This is a genomic window from Streptomyces sp. NPDC025833, assembly GCF_055558055.1.
Map to the genome: position 1 here is coordinate 509,486 of NZ_JBVHNF010000002.1, position 16,490 is coordinate 525,975.

The 16,490-nt window shown below is 74.4% G+C and carries 17 protein-coding genes and 1 pseudogene; 11 read left to right on the forward strand and 7 right to left on the reverse strand.

What is annotated here, in order from left to right; genetic code table 11:
• Positions 1-105: 105 nt before the first annotated feature.
• Both ACZ4K2_RS04820 and ACZ4K2_RS04825 read left to right on the forward strand, forming a co-directional pair.
• Entirely contained in the window at positions 106-348 is a 243-nt protein-coding gene (locus ACZ4K2_RS04820) for a hypothetical protein (protein WP_467479865.1), read from the forward strand.
• Positions 349-616: 268 nt separating this feature from the next.
• Positions 617-1,075 (forward strand): cyclic nucleotide-binding domain-containing protein, encoded by a 459-nt coding sequence (locus tag ACZ4K2_RS04825; RefSeq protein ID WP_467479867.1) that lies wholly within the window; start codon positions 617-619, stop codon positions 1,073-1,075.
• Positions 1,076-1,079: 4 nt separating this feature from the next.
• On the opposite strand, the gene ACZ4K2_RS04830 is transcribed toward ACZ4K2_RS04825, so the two are convergent.
• Positions 1,080-2,381, reverse strand: a complete 1,302-nt coding sequence (locus tag ACZ4K2_RS04830) for an MFS transporter (RefSeq protein WP_467479869.1) — start codon at positions 2,379-2,381, stop codon at positions 1,080-1,082.
• An 82-nt stretch (positions 2,382-2,463) separates the two neighbouring features.
• Positions 2,464-3,078, reverse strand: a complete 615-nt coding sequence (locus tag ACZ4K2_RS04835; RefSeq protein WP_467479871.1) for a LysE/ArgO family amino acid transporter — start codon at positions 3,076-3,078, stop codon at positions 2,464-2,466.
• Positions 3,079-3,144: 66 nt separating this feature from the next.
• Between ACZ4K2_RS04835 and ACZ4K2_RS04840 the strand changes: the two genes are divergently transcribed.
• Complete coding sequence (locus ACZ4K2_RS04840; RefSeq protein WP_467479873.1) at positions 3,145-4,032, forward strand: LysR family transcriptional regulator ArgP; 888 nt, start codon at positions 3,145-3,147, stop codon at positions 4,030-4,032.
• A 318-nt stretch (positions 4,033-4,350) separates the two neighbouring features.
• The gene (locus ACZ4K2_RS04845) at positions 4,351-4,602 is read left to right on the forward strand and encodes a WhiB family transcriptional regulator (RefSeq protein WP_467479875.1); all 252 of its coding nucleotides are present in this window, start codon (positions 4,351-4,353) and stop codon (positions 4,600-4,602) included.
• 273 nt (positions 4,603-4,875) lie between these two features.
• Here ACZ4K2_RS04845 and ACZ4K2_RS04850 read toward each other — a convergent pair whose 3' ends face one another.
• Complete coding sequence (locus tag ACZ4K2_RS04850) at positions 4,876-5,607, reverse strand: L,D-transpeptidase family protein (protein WP_467479877.1); 732 nt, start codon at positions 5,605-5,607, stop codon at positions 4,876-4,878.
• 118 nt (positions 5,608-5,725) lie between these two features.
• Positions 5,726-7,132 (reverse strand): M1 family metallopeptidase, encoded by a 1,407-nt coding sequence (locus ACZ4K2_RS04855; protein ID WP_467479879.1) that lies wholly within the window; start codon positions 7,130-7,132, stop codon positions 5,726-5,728.
• A 164-nt stretch (positions 7,133-7,296) separates the two neighbouring features.
• On the opposite strand from ACZ4K2_RS04855, the gene ACZ4K2_RS04860 reads away from it, so the two are divergent.
• The gene (locus ACZ4K2_RS04860; RefSeq protein ID WP_467479881.1) at positions 7,297-7,644 is read left to right on the forward strand and encodes a DUF488 domain-containing protein; all 348 of its coding nucleotides are present in this window, start codon (positions 7,297-7,299) and stop codon (positions 7,642-7,644) included.
• A 2-nt stretch (positions 7,645-7,646) separates the two neighbouring features.
• On the opposite strand, the gene ACZ4K2_RS04865 is transcribed toward ACZ4K2_RS04860, so the two are convergent.
• Positions 7,647-9,320: an FAD-binding dehydrogenase gene (locus ACZ4K2_RS04865; RefSeq protein WP_467479883.1), complete on the reverse strand. Its 1,674-nt coding sequence runs from the start codon at positions 9,318-9,320 to the stop codon at positions 7,647-7,649.
• A 66-nt stretch (positions 9,321-9,386) separates the two neighbouring features.
• A complete protein-coding gene (locus ACZ4K2_RS04870; protein ID WP_467479885.1) occupies positions 9,387-10,022 on the reverse strand; it encodes a TetR/AcrR family transcriptional regulator in 636 nt (211 codons plus the stop codon).
• A 121-nt stretch (positions 10,023-10,143) separates the two neighbouring features.
• Between ACZ4K2_RS04870 and ACZ4K2_RS04875 the strand changes: the two genes are divergently transcribed.
• Both ACZ4K2_RS04875 and ACZ4K2_RS04880 read left to right on the forward strand, forming a co-directional pair.
• Positions 10,144-10,773 carry an alpha-ketoglutarate-dependent dioxygenase AlkB gene (locus tag ACZ4K2_RS04875; protein WP_467479886.1) on the forward strand — a complete coding sequence of 210 codons (630 nt, stop codon included), beginning with the start codon at positions 10,144-10,146 and terminating at the stop codon, positions 10,771-10,773.
• 110 nt (positions 10,774-10,883) lie between these two features.
• Positions 10,884-11,630 carry an MBL fold metallo-hydrolase gene (locus ACZ4K2_RS04880; protein ID WP_467479888.1) on the forward strand — a complete coding sequence of 249 codons (747 nt, stop codon included), beginning with the start codon at positions 10,884-10,886 and terminating at the stop codon, positions 11,628-11,630.
• A 63-nt stretch (positions 11,631-11,693) separates the two neighbouring features.
• Here ACZ4K2_RS04880 and ACZ4K2_RS04885 read toward each other — a convergent pair whose 3' ends face one another.
• Positions 11,694-12,560 carry a universal stress protein gene (locus ACZ4K2_RS04885; protein ID WP_467479889.1) on the reverse strand — a complete coding sequence of 289 codons (867 nt, stop codon included), beginning with the start codon at positions 12,558-12,560 and terminating at the stop codon, positions 11,694-11,696.
• Positions 12,561-12,620: 60 nt separating this feature from the next.
• On the opposite strand from ACZ4K2_RS04885, the pseudogene ACZ4K2_RS04890 reads away from it, so the two are divergent.
• The 4 genes and pseudogenes from ACZ4K2_RS04890 to ACZ4K2_RS04905 all read left to right on the forward strand — a co-directional run.
• Positions 12,621-12,813 (forward strand): annotated as a pseudogene (locus tag ACZ4K2_RS04890) (VOC family protein); the annotation flags it as partial.
• 135 nt (positions 12,814-12,948) lie between these two features.
• Entirely contained in the window at positions 12,949-14,625 is a 1,677-nt protein-coding gene (locus ACZ4K2_RS04895) for an NAD(P)/FAD-dependent oxidoreductase (protein ID WP_467479890.1), read from the forward strand.
• The gene (locus tag ACZ4K2_RS04900) at positions 14,622-16,073 is read left to right on the forward strand and encodes an ATP-binding protein (protein WP_467479892.1); all 1,452 of its coding nucleotides are present in this window, start codon (positions 14,622-14,624) and stop codon (positions 16,071-16,073) included. The genes ACZ4K2_RS04895 and ACZ4K2_RS04900 overlap by 4 nt, the downstream gene beginning before the upstream one ends.
• On the forward strand, positions 16,070-16,420 hold the full coding sequence (locus tag ACZ4K2_RS04905; RefSeq protein ID WP_467479894.1) for a UBP-type zinc finger domain-containing protein: 351 nt from the start codon (positions 16,070-16,072) through the stop codon (positions 16,418-16,420). The genes ACZ4K2_RS04900 and ACZ4K2_RS04905 overlap by 4 nt, the downstream gene beginning before the upstream one ends.
• Positions 16,421-16,490 lie beyond the last annotated feature (70 nt).

Consider the following 16,490-nt stretch of genomic DNA (forward strand, 5'->3'; position numbering starts at 1 on the left):
GCCCGGATTGCCAGGTTCTCTCCCCTTCGGCTGACCCCCGGGGGCATCGTCAAACACCTTCGACGCCGGTGCCATCACCCGCCTTCCGGCGGGTACCCGCCCCTCATGACGGATGTCGTGGACGCGGACGAGTTGTTGCGGCGGATCCGGCGGGGCCGGGAGTACGCGGCCGACGAGGAGCGGGCCTGGCGGGAGCGGGCGCGGAGACTGGCGGCGACGGACCCGGAGGGCGCGCGGGAGGCGGCCGAGCGGGCGCGGGCGTTCGAGGCCGTGCTGCGGGTGCTGGCGGAGATCGTCAGCCCGGGCAGTGCCGCGGACCGGGCGGACGGAGTGAAACAGGTCACTTGACCCGCTTTGGGGTACCCATCGGTCCGGCAAGTGGTTTACCGTTCATACATACGTGATGCGGGAGTGGCGCGGAACCGTCCTCCCCCCTCCTACGCGTCACCTCCTACTGCCCTGGCTGGCTTCCCCCGTCCAGCCAGGGCTTTCTCATGCCCGGACGGGGGCACGGCGGCGGAGAACGGTGCCCTTCGAGGTGCCCGGCGCGACGGCAGCGGCTGAAATGGGTCTGAGCACCGCACCCGCTACCGCCTCCGGCGAGGAGCCCCGAGCCATGACCAAAGCGATCAAACTGCTCACCGCCCTCCCCCAGGCGCAGCGCGAGCGCCTGATGGAGGTCGCCAAGGAGGTCTCCTTCCCGGAGGACAGCCGCATCTTCGACTCGGGCGGCACGGCCGACCGGTTCTGGGTGATCCGCTCGGGCGCGGTCCACCTGGACCAGCAGGTGACCTCCCGGCAGCGGGTGACCGTGGCCACGCTCGGCGCGGGCGACCTCCTCGGCTGGTCCTGGCTGTTCCCGCCGTACCGGTGGGACTTCGGCGCGGTGGCCTTCAGCAACGTGCGCGCCTATGAGTTCGACGGGCCCTCGGTGCTCGCCCTGTGCGTCGAGGACCCGCTGCTCGGGCTCTCGGTGGTCCGGACGGTGGCCGAGATCCTCGCCCACCGTCTGGAGACGACCCGCGGCAAGCTGATGGAGCAGTACACGATGCGCCGGGCGCGGGGGCCGCTGTAGCCCGTCAGACGCGGTAGCGGCGCAGGGCCGGGACCGCCGCGGTCAGGGCCAGCATCCCGACGACGACCAGGGCCCCGCCGCCCGCGACCGCCGCCCGCGGGCCGAACGCCGCTCCGGCGGTGCCGTGCAGGACGTCGGCCAGGCGCGGCCCGCCCGCGACGACAACCGTGAAGACGCCCTGCATCCGGCCGCGCATCTCGTCGGTCGCGGCCGACAGCAGGATGGCGCCGCGGAACACCATCGAGACCATGTCGGCGATCCCCGCCGCGGCGAGGAAGACGACGGCGAGCCAGAGGTTGGCGCTGAGCCCGAACCCGGCGATGGCCGCGCCCCAGGCGACGACCGATCCGATGACCATCCAGCCGTGCCGGCGGGCCCGCGAGAACACGCCGGAGAACAGGCCGCCCAGCACCGCGCCGACCGGGATGCCGGCGAACAGCACGCCGAGCGCGAAGCCCGAGCCCCAGGAGCCGTACGTCTGGGCCGCGAGCTGCGGGAAGAGGGCGCGGGGCATGCCGAACACCATGGCGACGATGTCCGCGAGGAACGACAGCAGGAGCACCTTGTGCCGGGAGATGTACCGGAACCCGGCCGCTATCTCGCGCAGGCCGGCCCGGCGGGCGACGGACCCGTCGAGCGGCGGCAGCGCGGGCAGCCGGTGCACCGCCCACACCGTCACGCACAGCGCCAGCGCGTCGACGAGGTACAGCTCGGGCAGCCCGATCACCGGGATGAGCACACCGGCGAGCAGCGGGCCGGCCACCAGGCCCGTCTGCATCACCGTCGAGCCCAGCGCGTTGGCGGCGGGCAGCTGCTCGGCCGGCACCAGGCGGGCTATGGAGGCCGTGCGGGCGGGCGAGTTGAGCCCGAAGAACGCCTGTTGCAGCGCGAGCAGGACCATCAGGACGACGACGGAGTCGAGACCGGAGGCGGCCTGCGCCCAGAACAGCAGCGAGGTCACCGCGATGCCGATGTTCGTGACCAGCAGCAGCTTGCGGCGGTCCACGGTGTCGGCGACCGCCCCGCCCCACAGCGCGAACGCGACCATGGGCACCAGCCCGGCCAGGCTCGCGTAGCCGACCCAGGCCGAGGAGTGGGTGATGTCGTAGATCTGCTTGGGCACGGCCACGGCGGTGAGCTGGCTGCCGACGGCGGTGACGATGGTCGAGGTCCACAGGCGCCGGTAGGCGGGGATGCGCAGGGGGCGGGTGTCCATCGCCCAGCGGCGCCAGCCGCGCCGGGGCGGGGCCCCGTCCGCCGGCGCGCCGGTACCGCTCTCGGTCGTACTGCTCTCGCTGGTGTCCACGGATGTCCTGGTTGCTCGTTACATCTTTTCGCTTCGCGAAGCTGACTATCCCAGCAACATCCGTGTGGTTCGAACCGATTCCTCAGGCCCCGAGGACCAGGGACGCGCCCAGGGCCAGCATGGTCACCGCGACCAGACCGTCCAGCACCCGCCAGGCGCCCGGGCGCGCCAGGTGCCGGCCGAGCAGCCGGGCCCCGAAGCCGAGCGCGGTGAACCAGCACAGGCTGGCGAGCGCGGCCCCGAGCCCGAAGGTCCAGCGCAGCGGGCCCCGGTCGGCGGCCAGGGAGCCGAGCAGGAACACGGTGTCCAGGTAGACGTGCGGGTTCAGCCAGGTCATCGCCAGGCAGGTGAGCACCGCGCGGCGCCGTGAGCCGGCCGCCGCGCCCTCCGCGCGCAGGCCCGTGCCGGGCCGCAGGACCCGGCGGGCGGCCAGGGCGCCGTAGCAGAGCAGGAAGGCACCGCCGGCGAGCCCGATCGTCCGCAGCGCGCCGGGCCAGGCCACGACCACCGCGCCGACCCCGCCGACGCCGAGCGCGATGAGCACCGCGTCGGACAGCGCGCAGATGCCCACCACCGCGAGGACGGCGTCCCGGCGCACCCCCTGCCGCAGGACGAAGGCGTTCTGGGCGCCGATGGCGACGATCAGGGAGAGGCCGGTGCCGAATCCGGCGACCGCGGCGGTCAGGGCGTGGTTCATGCTCCCGACGGTAGGAAAGCCGTGGTCACAAGTACAGCTAAAGATTTTTACGTACCCTTAGCCGTCATGATCTCGGATCTTCCCGTGGAACAGGTGCGGACACTGCTGGCCGTGGTGGACGAGGGCACCTTCGACGCGGCCGCCGCCGCGCTGCACCTGACGCCGTCGGCCGTCAGCCAGCGGGTCAAGGCCCTGGAGCAGCGCACCGGCCGGGTGCTGCTCCAGCGCACGAAACCGGTGCGGCCCACCGAGTCCGGTGCGGTCCTGGTCCGGTTCGCCCGGCAGCTCGCCCGCCTGGAGCGGGACGCCTGGGGCGAGCTGGGGCTGGAGGAGCCGAGCAGGCCGACGCGGGTGTCGGTGGCGGTGAACGCGGACTCGCTGGCGACCTGGTTCCTGCCGGCCCTGTCCCGGGTTCCGGGCCTCTGCTTCGAGCTGCACCGGGAGGACGAGGACCACACGGCGGCGCTGCTGCGGGAGGGCCTGGTGATGGCGGCGGTGACCTCCCTCGCCGAGCCGGTGCCGGGCTGCACGGTGCGCCCTCTCGGCCGGATGCGCTATCTGCCCGCGGCCGCCCCCGAGTTCGCCGGGACCCACCTGTCGGGGTGTCCCCTGCCCGATGCGCTGGCCCGCGCGCCGGTCGTCGTCTTCGACCGGAAGGACGACCTCCAGGACGGCTTCGTGCGCCGCCTCGGCCGCCGGGCCGCCGGCCCGGTCCGGCATCAGGTGCCCACCTCGGAGGGGTTCCTGGACACGGTCGCCGCGGGGCTCGGCTGGGGCATGGTCCCCGAGCCGCAGGCCGGGCCGCTGCTGCGGCGGGGGCGGCTGACCCTCCTCGCCCCCGGTGAGCACGTGGACGTGACGCTGTACTGGCAGCAGTGGAAGCTCGACTCCCCCGCGCTGGCGGCGTTGGCCGACGCGGTGACCGAGACCGCGGCCGGCGCGCTGCGGCGCTGAGGGGCACGGCGGGCGGGCCGCGCTCGGCGCCGGGCCGCCGGGCCTCGTCGGCAGGGCGGCGGGCGGGCCGCCCGAACTCCCGGTAGCCGGTGGCCGGTCGGGGTGCCCGGCGCCCTTCGCCCGCCGCCTCCCGGCCCGTTGAGCGGCCCCGCGGGGCACGCGTTCCGGGGCGCCTCACGGTGACCGGAGTCGGATCGCCGCCCGATCGTCCGCGGTTGTGCCGTTTCACGTCGTCCCGACCGGTCACCCGAACCGGAGAGCGCATGCCGGACGCATGCGGCAAGGCACGGACGACTTCGATCGATCCAGGAGACTTCGATGGACAACTGGCGCGAGCATGCCGCGTGCCGTCACGAGGACCCCGATCTGTTCTTCCCGATCGGCACCACCGGGCCTGCGCAGGTGCAGGCGCAGCAGGCCAAGGCGGTGTGCGGGCGATGCCCGGTCCGGGAACAGTGCCTCGACTGGGCGCTGGACACCGGTCAGAGCATCGGTGTCTGGGGCGGTACGACGGAGCTGGAACGGCGGGCGCTGCGGCGCCGGGCGCGCTCCCGGCCACGCTCCGGCTGACGGACGGAAGGACGGACGGCCGGCCCGCGGCGACGCGGCCGGCCGCCGCCGTGTCCGGGGGCCGCCACCGGGTCACCGGGCGCCCGCCCGGGCAGCGGCGCGACGGGCCCTGCCCCTACCCCCGGCTCCCGCTCCCCGGTACCGGGGACACCTTGTTGGCCGGTGACATGGCGAACCGGGCCGGGTTCTGGTCGCCGATGCCGAGGAACAGCTCGGCCTGCTCCTCGTCGTCCCCGGCGACCAGTCATGTGCGCGGACGAGATCCCAAGGTCCTCAGCGGGCGAGCCAGTCCGCGGGTCCCATGACCACGACCGGGTGCCGGGCCGGGTCCAGGGTGCGCAGGAGGTCCTTCATGTGGGCCTTGGCGACGCTGACGCAGCCGTGGGTGGGACCGCCGTGGTCGACGTGCAGCCACACCCCGCCGCCGCGCTCGGGGCCGAGGGGCCGGGTCCAGTCCAGGGGCGAGGTGCCGGGTTTCCGGTTGTAGTCGATGGCGACGACGTAGTCGAAGGAGCCTTCCAGCGGTTCGCCCCGGAAGCCGGTGCCGGGCGAGTGGAAGCCGCCGGACCGGTCGTACGGGAGCCTGCTGCCGGGGTCCGGGAGCAGACCGCCGGCGTCGGAGAGGGTGTAGACGCCGATCGGGGAGCGCAGGTCGTCGACGAGGTGGTGGGCGCTCCAGCCGCGCAGCGCGTTGTGCGCGGGCCAGGCCGGGCCCGCCTGCCAGCCGGTGTCGGTGCGCCGGTACAGGACGACGGTGCAGAGCGGGGAGTTGCGGCCGCGCCCGGTGACGACGACGGCCTGCTCGCAGCGTTCGGGCATCTGCGCCAGCCGCGCGGGGCCGAGCCCGGGTATGCCGCGCGGCGCCGCCCGGGTGGAGCTCTTCGGGGTGGGCGCCGGCGCGGGGCGGCCCGGCGGCGTCCGGCGCTCGGTCGCCTCGGCCCCGCCGCAGCCGGTGAGCAGTAGCGGGGAGGCGACGAGGGCGACGGCGGTTCTGCGTCGGATCATGGGGCGGCCTTGGCCGACGGATGCTTGGAAGTGGTCAGGGCTCACAGTCCGCGGGCGTGGTCGGGGCCCGCACCGCCCGGGGTGACCGGGGCGCGGGCCGTAGGGGACGGGTCGTGTCTCAGGGGCTGTTCGGCTTGCCCGGCGCGTACAGCCAGGTGTGGAGCAGCCCTTTCAGCGGCTTCCCCGACTTCTCCTCGGCAAGCCTGACGAACTGCGCGGTCGTGCCGTGCCCGTCGCGGTGCCCGGTCGCCCAGGCGCGCAGGATGCGGAAGAAGTCCCCGTCGCCGACGGCCCGGCGCAGCTCGTGCAGGGCCATCGCGCCGCGCGCGTAGACGGGCGCGCCGAAGAGGCCCGCGCCGCCGCCCGGGTCACCGGGCGGGTAGGCCCACAGGCCGTCGCTCGCCGGCCGGGCGTACAGGGCGTCGAAGGTGCGCTGGGCGCTGTCGCCGCCGTGCCGTTCGTTCCAGAGCCACTCGGCGTAGGTGGCGAAGCCCTCGTTGAGCCAGATGTCCCGCCAGGCGGTGAGCGAGACGGAGTTCCCGAACCACTGGTGGGCGCTCTCGTGGACGAGGGTGCCGAGATCAGGCGCGGAGTCGTAGAGGGGCCGGGTCTGGGTCTCCAGGGCGTAGCCGACGTCCGGGGCGTGGTCGACGATGGCGCCGGCGGCCCGGAAGGGGTAGGGCCCGAACAGCCCGCTCTCCCACCGGAGCACGTCGGGCAGCCGCTTCAGGACGGGTGCGGCGGCGCGCGCCTCGCGGGCGTCCACGGCGTTGTACACCTGGATGCCGTCGCGGGTGGTGTACCGCTCGACGCGGAACCTGCCGATGGTGGCGGTGGCCAGGTAGGCGGCCATGGGCCGGGTCTCGCGCCAGCGGAACGTGGTCCGGCCGTGCGCCGTGCGCTGCCCGAGCAGGACGCCGTTGGCGACGGCGGTACGCCCCCGCGGCACGGTGAGGGTGAAGTCGTAGGACGCCTTGTCCCTGGGGTGACCGTTGACGGGGAACCAGGTCATCGCGCCCTGCGGCTCGCCGGCGACGAAGGCGCCGTCGTCGGTGGGTATCCAGCCGTCCGGGGAGCCGTCGGGGTCAGTGACGGGCTTCGGGGTGCCGTGGTAGGCGACCCGGACGCGGAACCCCTGCCCCGCGCGCAGGGCGTGGCGTGGGGTGACGACGAGTTCCTGGCCGGCGCGCCGGAAGGCCGCCGCCCGGCGGTCGACGGTGACGGCGGTGACCGTCAGGCCCTTCAGGTCGAGGTCGAAGCGGTCGAGCCGTTCGGTGGCGCGGGCGGTGAGCTGCGCCGTGGCGTCCAGGCGGCGGGAGCCGGTGTCGTAGCGGAGCGTCAGGTCGTAGTGCCGGACGTGGTAGCCGCCGTTGCCCATGAGCGGGAAGTACGGGTCGCCCGCGCCGGAGCCGCCGGTGCCGCCGGGTGCCGGGGGTGCCGCGGCGCCGAGGAGCGCGGCCACGGCGACGGAAACGGTGGCGAGGGCGGCGGTACGGCGGCGGGGCTGTCTGCGCGGTGGCGTCACGTGCGCTCCTCAGGGATGACCGGTGCCGGGGTGGCCGCCACACTAGGGGCGGCGGCGGCCGCCCTTCGCCCTTGTTCCGGTCAAGTCGTGCCGCGTCGCCGCCGGTGGGCGTGGTGCCGCGCAGTACGCTCGCACGACCGTCCCCCACGCGGAGAGGCCCGACCGTGAGCGTGCGCGTACGCCGGATCTACGATTCGCCCGAGCCCGACGACGGGCTGCGCGTGCTGGTCGACCGGCTGTGGCCGCGCGGAGTGAGCAAGGAGGAGGCACGGATCGACGAGTGGCCCAAGGGCATCACGCCGTCGAGCGAGCTGCGCACCTGGTTCCACGGCGGCGGCTCGTACGAGGAGTTCCGCAGCCGGTACGAGGCGGAGCTCGACGCGCCGGAGGCCGCCGAGGTGCTGGACGGCCTCCGCAGGTCGGCCCGCGAGGGAAAGGTGACGCTGCTGACGGCGTCGAAGAAGACGGACGAGAACCACGCGACCGTGCTGGCGGAGCTGCTGAACGGCTGAGGTCAGGCCGTCTGCCGCGCCGCCGCGCGTCCCGCGGCCCGCCCGGAGAACAGGCAGCCGCCGAGGAAGGTGCCCTCCAACGCGTTGTAACCGTGGACGCCTCCCCCGCCGAAACCGGCCACCTCGCCCGCCGCGTACAGCCCCGCCACCGGGGTGCCGTCGGCGCCGAGCGCGCGGGAGTCCAGGTCGGTCTGGATGCCGCCGAGTGTCTTGCGGGTGAGCACGTGCATGCGGACGCCGATGAGGGGGCCGGCGGCCGGATCGAGGATGCGGTGCGGGGCGGCGACCCGGCCGAGCCGGTCCCCGATGTAGCGGCGGGCGTTGCGGATGCCCTGGATCTGGGAGTCCTTGCTGTAGGGGTTGGCGATCTGCCGGTCGCGGGCCTCGATCTGGCGGCGCACCTCGGCCGCGTCCAGCAGCGGTTCGCCGGTCAGGGCGTTCATCTTCTCGACCAGTCGCTCCAGGGTGCCGGCGGTGACGAAGTCCGCGCCCTTGTCGAGGAAGGCCCGCACGGGGGCCGGGGCGCCCTTGCCGAGCAGCCGGTCGCGCAGCACGGCCTTCCGGTCCTTGGCGGTGATGTCGGGGTTCTGCTCGGAGCCGGAGAGCGCGAACTCCTTCTCGACGATTCTCCGGGTGAGGACGAACCAGGAGTGGTCGTAGCCGGCGATGTCCTCGGTGGTGCGCAGGTGCCTGAGGGTGCCGAGGGTGTCGTAGCCGGGCAGGCAGGGGTCGGGCAGCCGGCGGCCGCGGGCGTCCAGCCAGACGGAGGACGGCCCGGGCAGGATGCGGATGCCGTGGCCGGGCCAGACCGGGTCCCAGTTGTGCAGGCCCTCGGTGTAGTGCCACATCCGGTCGCGGTTGACGAGCCGTACGCCGGCCTCTGCGCTGATGTCGAGCATGCGGCCGTCCACGTAGGCGGGGACGCCGGTGACCATCCGGGCGGGGGGCGTGCCGAGCCGTGCGGGCCAGTGGCGGCGGACGATGTCGTGGTCGGCCCCGATGCCTCCGGTGGTCACGACGACGGCCTGGGCGGTCAGTTCGAAGTCGCCGGCGCGGTCGCGGCGGGAGGGGGCGCCGCGCGGGGAGTCGTCGGGGACGAGGACGGTTCCGCGGACGCCGCGCGCCGTGCCGTTCTCGACGACCAGTTCGTCCACCCGGTGGCGGTGGTGGAAGGTGAGCAGTCCGTCCCGGGCGGCCTGCCGGGCGTACCGGACGAAGGGCTCGACGACGCCGGTGCCCGTGCCCCAGGCGATGTGGAAGCGGGGCACGGAGTTGCCGTGGCCGTCCGCCCGCAGGTCGCCGCGCTCGGCCCAGCCGACGGTGGGGAGCAGTTCGATGCCGTGCCCCTGGAGCCAGGACCGCTTCTCGCCGGCCGCGAACTCGACGTAGGCGCGGGCCCAGCGCACCGCCCAGGAGTCCTCGTCGGCCAGGCGGTCGAAGCCCGCGCTGCCCTGCCAGTCGCTCCAGGCGAGGTCGAGGGAGTCCTTGACACCGAGGCGGCGCTGCTCGGGCGAGTCGACGAGGAAGAGGCCGCCGAAGGACCAGAACGCCTGGCCGCCGAGGTTGGCGGCGTTCTCCTGGTCGACCAGGGCCACCCGGCGGCCCCGGCTGGTGAGTTCGTGCGCCGCGACCAGGCCGGCGAGGCCCGCTCCGACGACGATGGCGTCCGCGTCCATGGCGTCCGTGTCCTTCCCGAGGGTGCTCGTGCCGGGTCCCGTGCGGGGCCCGTCGGTGTGGGTGGCCTAGGGGGTGCGGCCGCTGCCGTCCGTCAGCAGCGCGGTGAGCAGTTGCCTCAGCCAGGCCCGGGCGGCGTCGACGTCCCGGTCCAGCAGGAGCTGGGTGGTGACCCCGTCGTAGGCGGCGACCACGGCGTGCGCGGCGCCCTCGTCGGTGCCGGGGACGGCGGGCGGCGCGGTGTGTCCCGGGGCTCGGCGGAGCCGGTCGGCGATGGCCTCGCGCAGGCGTGCGCGGTGGTCGAGGAGGGCCCGTGCGACGGTCGGCCGGCGGGCGGCGTGCACTAGGAAGTCGGTCTTCACCAGCAGCCAGTCGACGTCGAGCAGCAGCACCTCGGTGACCCGGTCCACGGCCGCGGTCACGTCCGCGCCGGGCCCGTCCTGGGCGAGCGCGTCGGAGACCTGGGCCGCGATGAGGTCGGCACGCTCCCGGTACAGGGCGAAGAACAGCTCGTCCAGGGTGGCGAAGTTCGAGTAGAAGGCGCCCCGGCTGAAGCCGGCCGCCTCGCAGACCTCCTCGATGGAGACCCGGCCGAAGCCCTTGGCGGCGAACACCGTGAACGCGGCGTCCAGCAGGCGGGCCCGGGTGCGCATCCGGCGCCGGGTGACGCGCCCGGGCATCGCCCGTGTCGGTTCCGTCGGCATGGCCCCTCCCGTTCCGATACGGGAATGTATCCGATGCGCCGGTGTATCGAAAGGGCCCGGCAGCCGTCTTCCACACCCCGCTCGATGGAACATATTTTCGATTCAGGAGTACCCTGGACGCATGGCCACGCACCTCCAGGGCTCCCTGTTCGACCAGACCGACGAGCTGCGGCTCGGCCCGCTGCACGGGCTGCGCCGGACCGAGCTGGGCGCGGGCGCCTGGATCGACCTCCTGCCCGGCTGGCTGAGCGGCGCCGACACACTGTTCGAACGGCTGGCGGCGGACGTGCCGTGGCGGGCGGAGCGCCGCACGATGTACGAGCACGTGGTCGCCGTACCCCGGCTGCTGCGCTTCTACGGCGCCCGCGACCCCCTCCCCCACCCGGTGCTGGACGAGGCCCGCACCGCCCTGTCCCGGCACTACGCCGACGAGCTGGGCGAGCCCTTCACCACCGCGGGGCTGTGCTTCTACCGGGACGGCCGGGACAGCGTGGCCTGGCACGGGGACCGCATCGGGCGGGGCGCCCGCGAGGACACCATGGTCGCGATCCTCTCCGTCGGCGCGCCCCGGGACCTGCTGCTGCGCCCGGCCGGCGGGGGCGGCGGCACGCTGCGCCGGCCCCTCGGCCACGGCGACCTCGTCGTGATGGGCGGTTCCTGCCAGCGCACCTGGGAGCACTGCGTCCCGAAGAGCGGCCGCGCCACGGGCCCGCGCATCAGCATCCAGTTCCGGCCGCACGGGGTGCACTGAGACGCCCCGGCGGGGCGGGGGCGGACGGCGGCGCGGCGCCCCCGTGCGGGACGGCGCACCGTCTGGTTGGCTGTCCCCCGACGAATCGCCGCCCAGCGCTCGGGGAGATCATGCGGGCTGACGTACGACAGGTCGCCGACGGCACCTTCCTGGTGCACGGCCACAACACCAACTGGGTGATCCTCAAGGACCGCGACGCCGTCACCCTGGTGGACACCGGGTACCCCGGGGACCGGGCGGGGCTGCTGGAGTCCCTCGCGGCCGTGGGCAGTTCGCCGGACGCGGTCGCCGCCGTCCTGATCACCCACGCGCACAACGACCACCTGGGCTCCGCCGAGTACCTGCGCGCCGCCCACGGCACCCCGGTCCTCCTGCACCCGGCCGAAGTCCCGCACGCGCGGCGCGAGTTCCTCCAGCAGGCCACGGTCGGCGACGTGGTCCGCAACGCCTGGCGGCCCGGCGTCCTGCCCTGGGTGGTGCACGTGGTGCGGGTGGACGGCCTGTCCGGCCACCCCGTCACCGCGCCGGAGCCGTTCCCGGCCGAGGGGCCGCTCGACCTGCCGGGCCGGCCGGTTCCCGTGCACACCCCCGGCCACACCGACGGCCACTGCGCCTACCACGTGCCCGCCACGGGCGTCGTGATCTCCGGGGACGCCCTGGTCAGCGGGCACGCGACCTCCCGTGTCAAGGGCCCGCAGATGCTGCTGGACTTCTTCCACCACGACCGCGCCGGGGCGCTGGACTCGCTGGAGCTGATCGGCGCGCTGGACGGCGACACCCTGCTGCCCGGGCACGGACCGGTCCACCGCGGCCCGGTGCGGGCCGCGGCCGACCTGGCCAGGGAGCGGGCGGCCTAGGGGTTCCGTCCGGGGAGGCGTACGGCGCGTGCGCCCTACCGCTCCCCGGCGGTGCTCAGCGGCTCACTCGTGCGGGACCACGGCCACCGGGCAGCCGGCGTGGTGCAGCACCCCGTGCGCGACCGAGCCGATCCGGGCGCCGACGGCCGTCCGGCGCGCCCGGCGCCCGACGACCATGAGCTGGGCCCGCCCGGTCATCGACAGCAGCACCTGGCCCGCGCTGCCCATCTCGACGTGCTCGGCCACCGGCACCTCCGGGAACCGCTCCCGCCAGGGCCGCAGGGCGTCCGCCAGGGCCTGCTTCTCGTACGGCTCCAGGCCGCCCGCCTCGTCCAGGAGCTTGAGCGAACCGGGGCTGTAGGCGAAGACCGGCGGCAGGGTCCAGGCGCGGACGGCTCGGACGGCCGCGCCGCGGGCCGCCGCCGTCTCGAACGCGAACCGCAGCGCCGCGGCGCTGTCCTCGGGCCCGCCCTGCTGGCCGACCACGATGTCCCGGCCGGCCGCCTCCGCGGCGGGTTCGTCCCCGGCGCGCACCAGGACGACGGGCCGGACCGCCTCCGCGATCACCTGCTGGCCGACCGAGCCGAGCAGGAACCCCACGACGGGGCCGTGCCCGCGCGAACCGAGCACCAGCAACTCCGCCTCGGCCGCCGCACCGGCCAGCGCGTGCGCGGCGGCGCCCTCGACGACGTCGGTGGTCACCGTCAGCCCCGGGTACCGCCCGGTGACGGTGCGCACGGCCTCCGACACCCCCTCCGACACCCAGCCCTGCTGGGTGCCCCGGTCGGCGGCGGCCAGCGCCTCGGCGTACCGCCAGGCGTGCACCGCGCGCAGCGGCAGGTCCCGGCGCACGGCCTCGCGGGCCGCCCAGTCGAGCGCGGCCAGACTCTCCTCCGTGCCGTCCACCCCTACCGTGATCGGGCGTGTCATCCGTGGGCCTCCTAGAAGATGTTCATACGGTGCGAGGTCAGTCTTCCCCAGGGTGTGCTCATGACCTTGCAGTGGGAGCAGGTGATCGTCGACGCGGCCGATCCGGCGGCCCTGGGCCGCTGGTGGGCCGGGGCGCTGGGCTGGGTGGTGGTCGAGGACGATCCCGAGGAGTTCGAGATCCGGGCCCCCGGACCGCCCGCCCGGGGTGCTCTTCGTCCCGGCGCCCGAGGAGAAGGCGATCAAGAACCCTCTGCGTGCTGGGCGACCGGCGCGGCTGAGCCCCCGCTCCCGGAGCGCACCCGGGCGGTCGAACATACGATGGCCTGGAACCGGCGCGGTCGTCCGCACGACACCGCACGGGTGATCCAACGCTCGGGTGGGGAGCAGCATGGCACAGGCCGCCGACGCAGCGCGGACCGTCATCCTGACCGTGGACGACGACCCGGGGGTCTCCCGTGCCGTCGCCCGCGATCTGCGGCGCCGCTACGGCGAGTCGTACCGGATCGTGCGCGCCGAGTCCGGCGAGTCCGCGCTGGAGGCGCTGCGCGAACTGAAGCTCCGCGGTGACCTGGTCGCGGTGATCCTGGCCGACTACCGCATGCCGCGGATGAACGGCATCGAGTTCCTGGAGCAGGCGCTCGACGTGTACCCGGGCGCCCGGCGGGTGCTGCTGACCGCGTACGCGGACACCGGCGCGGCGATCGACGCGATCAACGTGGTCGATCTGGACCACTACCTGCTCAAGCCCTGGGACCCGCCGGAGGAGAAGCTCTACCCGGTGCTGGACGACCTGCTCGACGCGTGGCGCACCAGCGCCTACCGGCCGGTGCCCAGCACCAAGGTCGTGGGGCACCGCTGGTCGGCGCGGTCGTCGGAGGTGCGGGAGTTCCTGGCCCGCAACCAGGTGCCGTACCGCTGGTACTCGGTCGAGGAACCGGAGGGGCGGCGGCTGCTGGCGGCGGCCGGGCAGGACGGCCGGCGGCTGCCGCTGGTGATCACCCCGGACTGCGCGGTCCTGGTCGAGCCCGAGGCGCCGGAGCTGGCGGCGCGGGTGGGCCTCGCCACCACGCCGACGGCCGGTTTCTACGACCTGATCGTGATCGGCGGCGGCCCGGCCGGGCTGGGGGCCGCCGTGTACGGAGCCTCGGAGGGGCTGCGGACCGTGCTGGTGGAGCGGTCCGCGACCGGCGGCCAGGCCGGGCAGAGCTCCCGGATCGAGAACTACCTCGGCTTCCCCGACGGCGTCTCCGGAGCCCAGCTCACCGACCGGGCACGCCGGCAGGCGGCCAAGTTCGGCGCCGAGATCCTGACCGCCCGCGAGGTGACGGGACTGGAGGCCAGCGGTCCCGCGCGGATCGTGCGCTTCGCCGACGGCTCCACGATCGCCGCGCACAGCGTGATCCTCGCGACCGGGGTGCAGTACCGGCAGCTGGACGCCGCCGGCTGCACCGACCTGACCGGCTGCGGGGTGTTCTACGGCTCGGCGCTGACCGAGGCGGCCTCCTGCCAGGGACAGGACGTGTTCGTCGTCGGCGGCGCCAACTCGGCGGGCCAGGCGGCGATGTACCTGTCCCGGTTCGCCAAGTCGGTGACGCTGCTGGTGCGCGGCGCCGACCTGTCGGCGTCGATGTCGTACTACCTGATCCAGCAGATCAACGACGCCCCGAACATCTCCGTGCGCGGCCGCACGGTGGTGGACGCCGCGCACGGCACGGACCGCCTGGAGCGGCTGACGCTGCGCCACGTGCCGTCCGGGGAGACCGAACAGGTCGACGCGGGGTGGCTGTTCGTGTTCATCGGCGCCGCCCCGCTGACCGACTGGCTGGGCGAGACGGTGCTGCGCGACGAACGCGGTTTCATCCTGGCCGGGCCCGATCTGTCCGCCGGCGGGCGGCCCCCCGCCGGCTGGGAGCCGGACCGGCCGCCGTACCACCTGGAGACCAGCGTTCCGGGCGTGTTCGTGGCGGGCGACGCCCGCGCCGAGTCCGCCAAGCGGGTCGCGTCCGCCGTCGGAGAGGGAGCCATGGCCGTGATGCTGGTCCACCGGTACCTGGAGCAGTCGTGAGCGGGCAGCCCATGCCGTGCAGCCCCCGCGAGGTCGGGGCGCTGTTCCTGTTCGAGAAGCTGAGCCCGGAGCAGTTGGGCCGGCTGTGCGCGGCGGGACGGGTGGAGCTGTTCCAGCCGGGCCCGGTGTACACCGAGGGCGACCCCGCCACCTGCCTCTTCGTGATGATCGAGGGCACGGTCGTACTGTCCCGGCGGGTCGGCGGCGACGACGTCGAGGTCACCCGGACCTCGCAGCCCGGGGTGTACGCGGGCGCCATGCAGGCGTACCTCGGCGACCGGGTCCGCCAGGTCTACACCAACTCCATGCGGGTGACGGAGCCGACGCGGTTCTTCGTGCTGCCGGCCGACCTCTTCGCGGACGTCATGCGCGACTGGTTCCCGATGGCCGTGCACCTGCTGGAGGGACTGTTCTTCGGGACCAAGAACACCCAGGCGATGATCGGCCAGCGCGAACGGCTGCTGGCGCTCGGCTCGTTGTCGGCGGGGCTCACGCACGAGCTGAACAATCCCGCCGCGGCGGCGGTCCGGGCCACCGCGACCCTGCGGGAGCGGGTCGCGAAGATGCGGCACAAGCTCGCCCTGATCGCCGAGGGCCCCTTCTCGCGCGACGTGCTGGCGAGTCTGGTCGAGATCCAGGAGCGCACCGCGGAACGGGTGGCGAAGGCCCCGGCGCTCGGTCCGCTGGAGGCCAGCGACCGCGAGGACCTGCTCGCCGACTGGCTGGAGGACCACGGCGTCGGCAACGGCTGGCAGGTGGCGCCCATCTTCGTGCAGGCCGGGCTCGACGTCGACTGGCTGGAGCAGGTCGCGGCGGCGGTGGACGAGGAGATCCTGCCCAAGGCGGTGGGGTGGCTCAACCACACCGTCGAGACCGAGCTGCTGATGAACGAGATCGAGGACTCCACCACCCGTATCTCGCACCTGGTCGACGCGGCCAAGCAGTACTCGCAGCTCGACCGGGCGCCGTACCGGGTGGTGGACGTGCACGGGCTCCTCGACAGCACGCTGCTGATGCTGTCCGGGAAGTTCGGGCCGGGCATCCGGGTCGTCAAGGAGTACGACCGCACCCTGCCGCCGGTGCCCGCCTACCCGGCCGAGCTGAACCAGGTGTGGACCAACCTGGTCGACAACGCGGTCTCGGCCATGCGGGGCGCCGGCGGCGAGGGGACGCTGACCGTGCGCACGGGTCTCGACCGGGAGCGGCTGCTGGTCGAGTTCCGGGACACCGGGCCCGGCGTCCCGCCGGAGATCCGGGACCGGATCTTCGACCCGTTCTTCACCACCAAGCCGGTCGGCGAGGGCACCGGGCTGGGCCTGGACATCTCCTGGCGGATCGTCGTCGACAAGCACCACGGCAGCCTGCGGGTCGAGTCGGTGCCCGGCGACACCCGCTTCCAGGTGCTGCTGCCGCTGACCGCCGAACCACCCGAGGAGGAACCGGCATGAACGACACCGACGGCATCGATCCGCAGGCCGTGCCCAGCGGCACCGGCTGCGCGGAGTGCGAGGAGGCCGGCGGCTGGTGGTTCCACCTGCGCCGCTGCGCGCGGTGCGGGCACATCGGCTGCTGCGACGACTCCCCCGCCCGGCACGCCACCGCGCACTTCCGGGCGACGGGGCACCCGGTGATCCGCAGTTTCGAGCCGGGCGAGTCCTGGTTCTGGAACTACGCCACCCAGGAGACCCGCGCCTCGGGGCCCGAACTCGCCCCGCCCGCGGCGCATCCCGCGGACCAGCCGGTCCCGGGCCCCGCGGGCCGCGTACCGGAGGACTGGGCGCGCACCCTGCGGTAGCGGACCCGGCCCCACCGGCCGGAGCGCGACGGGACGGGGCCGGACGCACCGGGACGACACCAGGACCGGA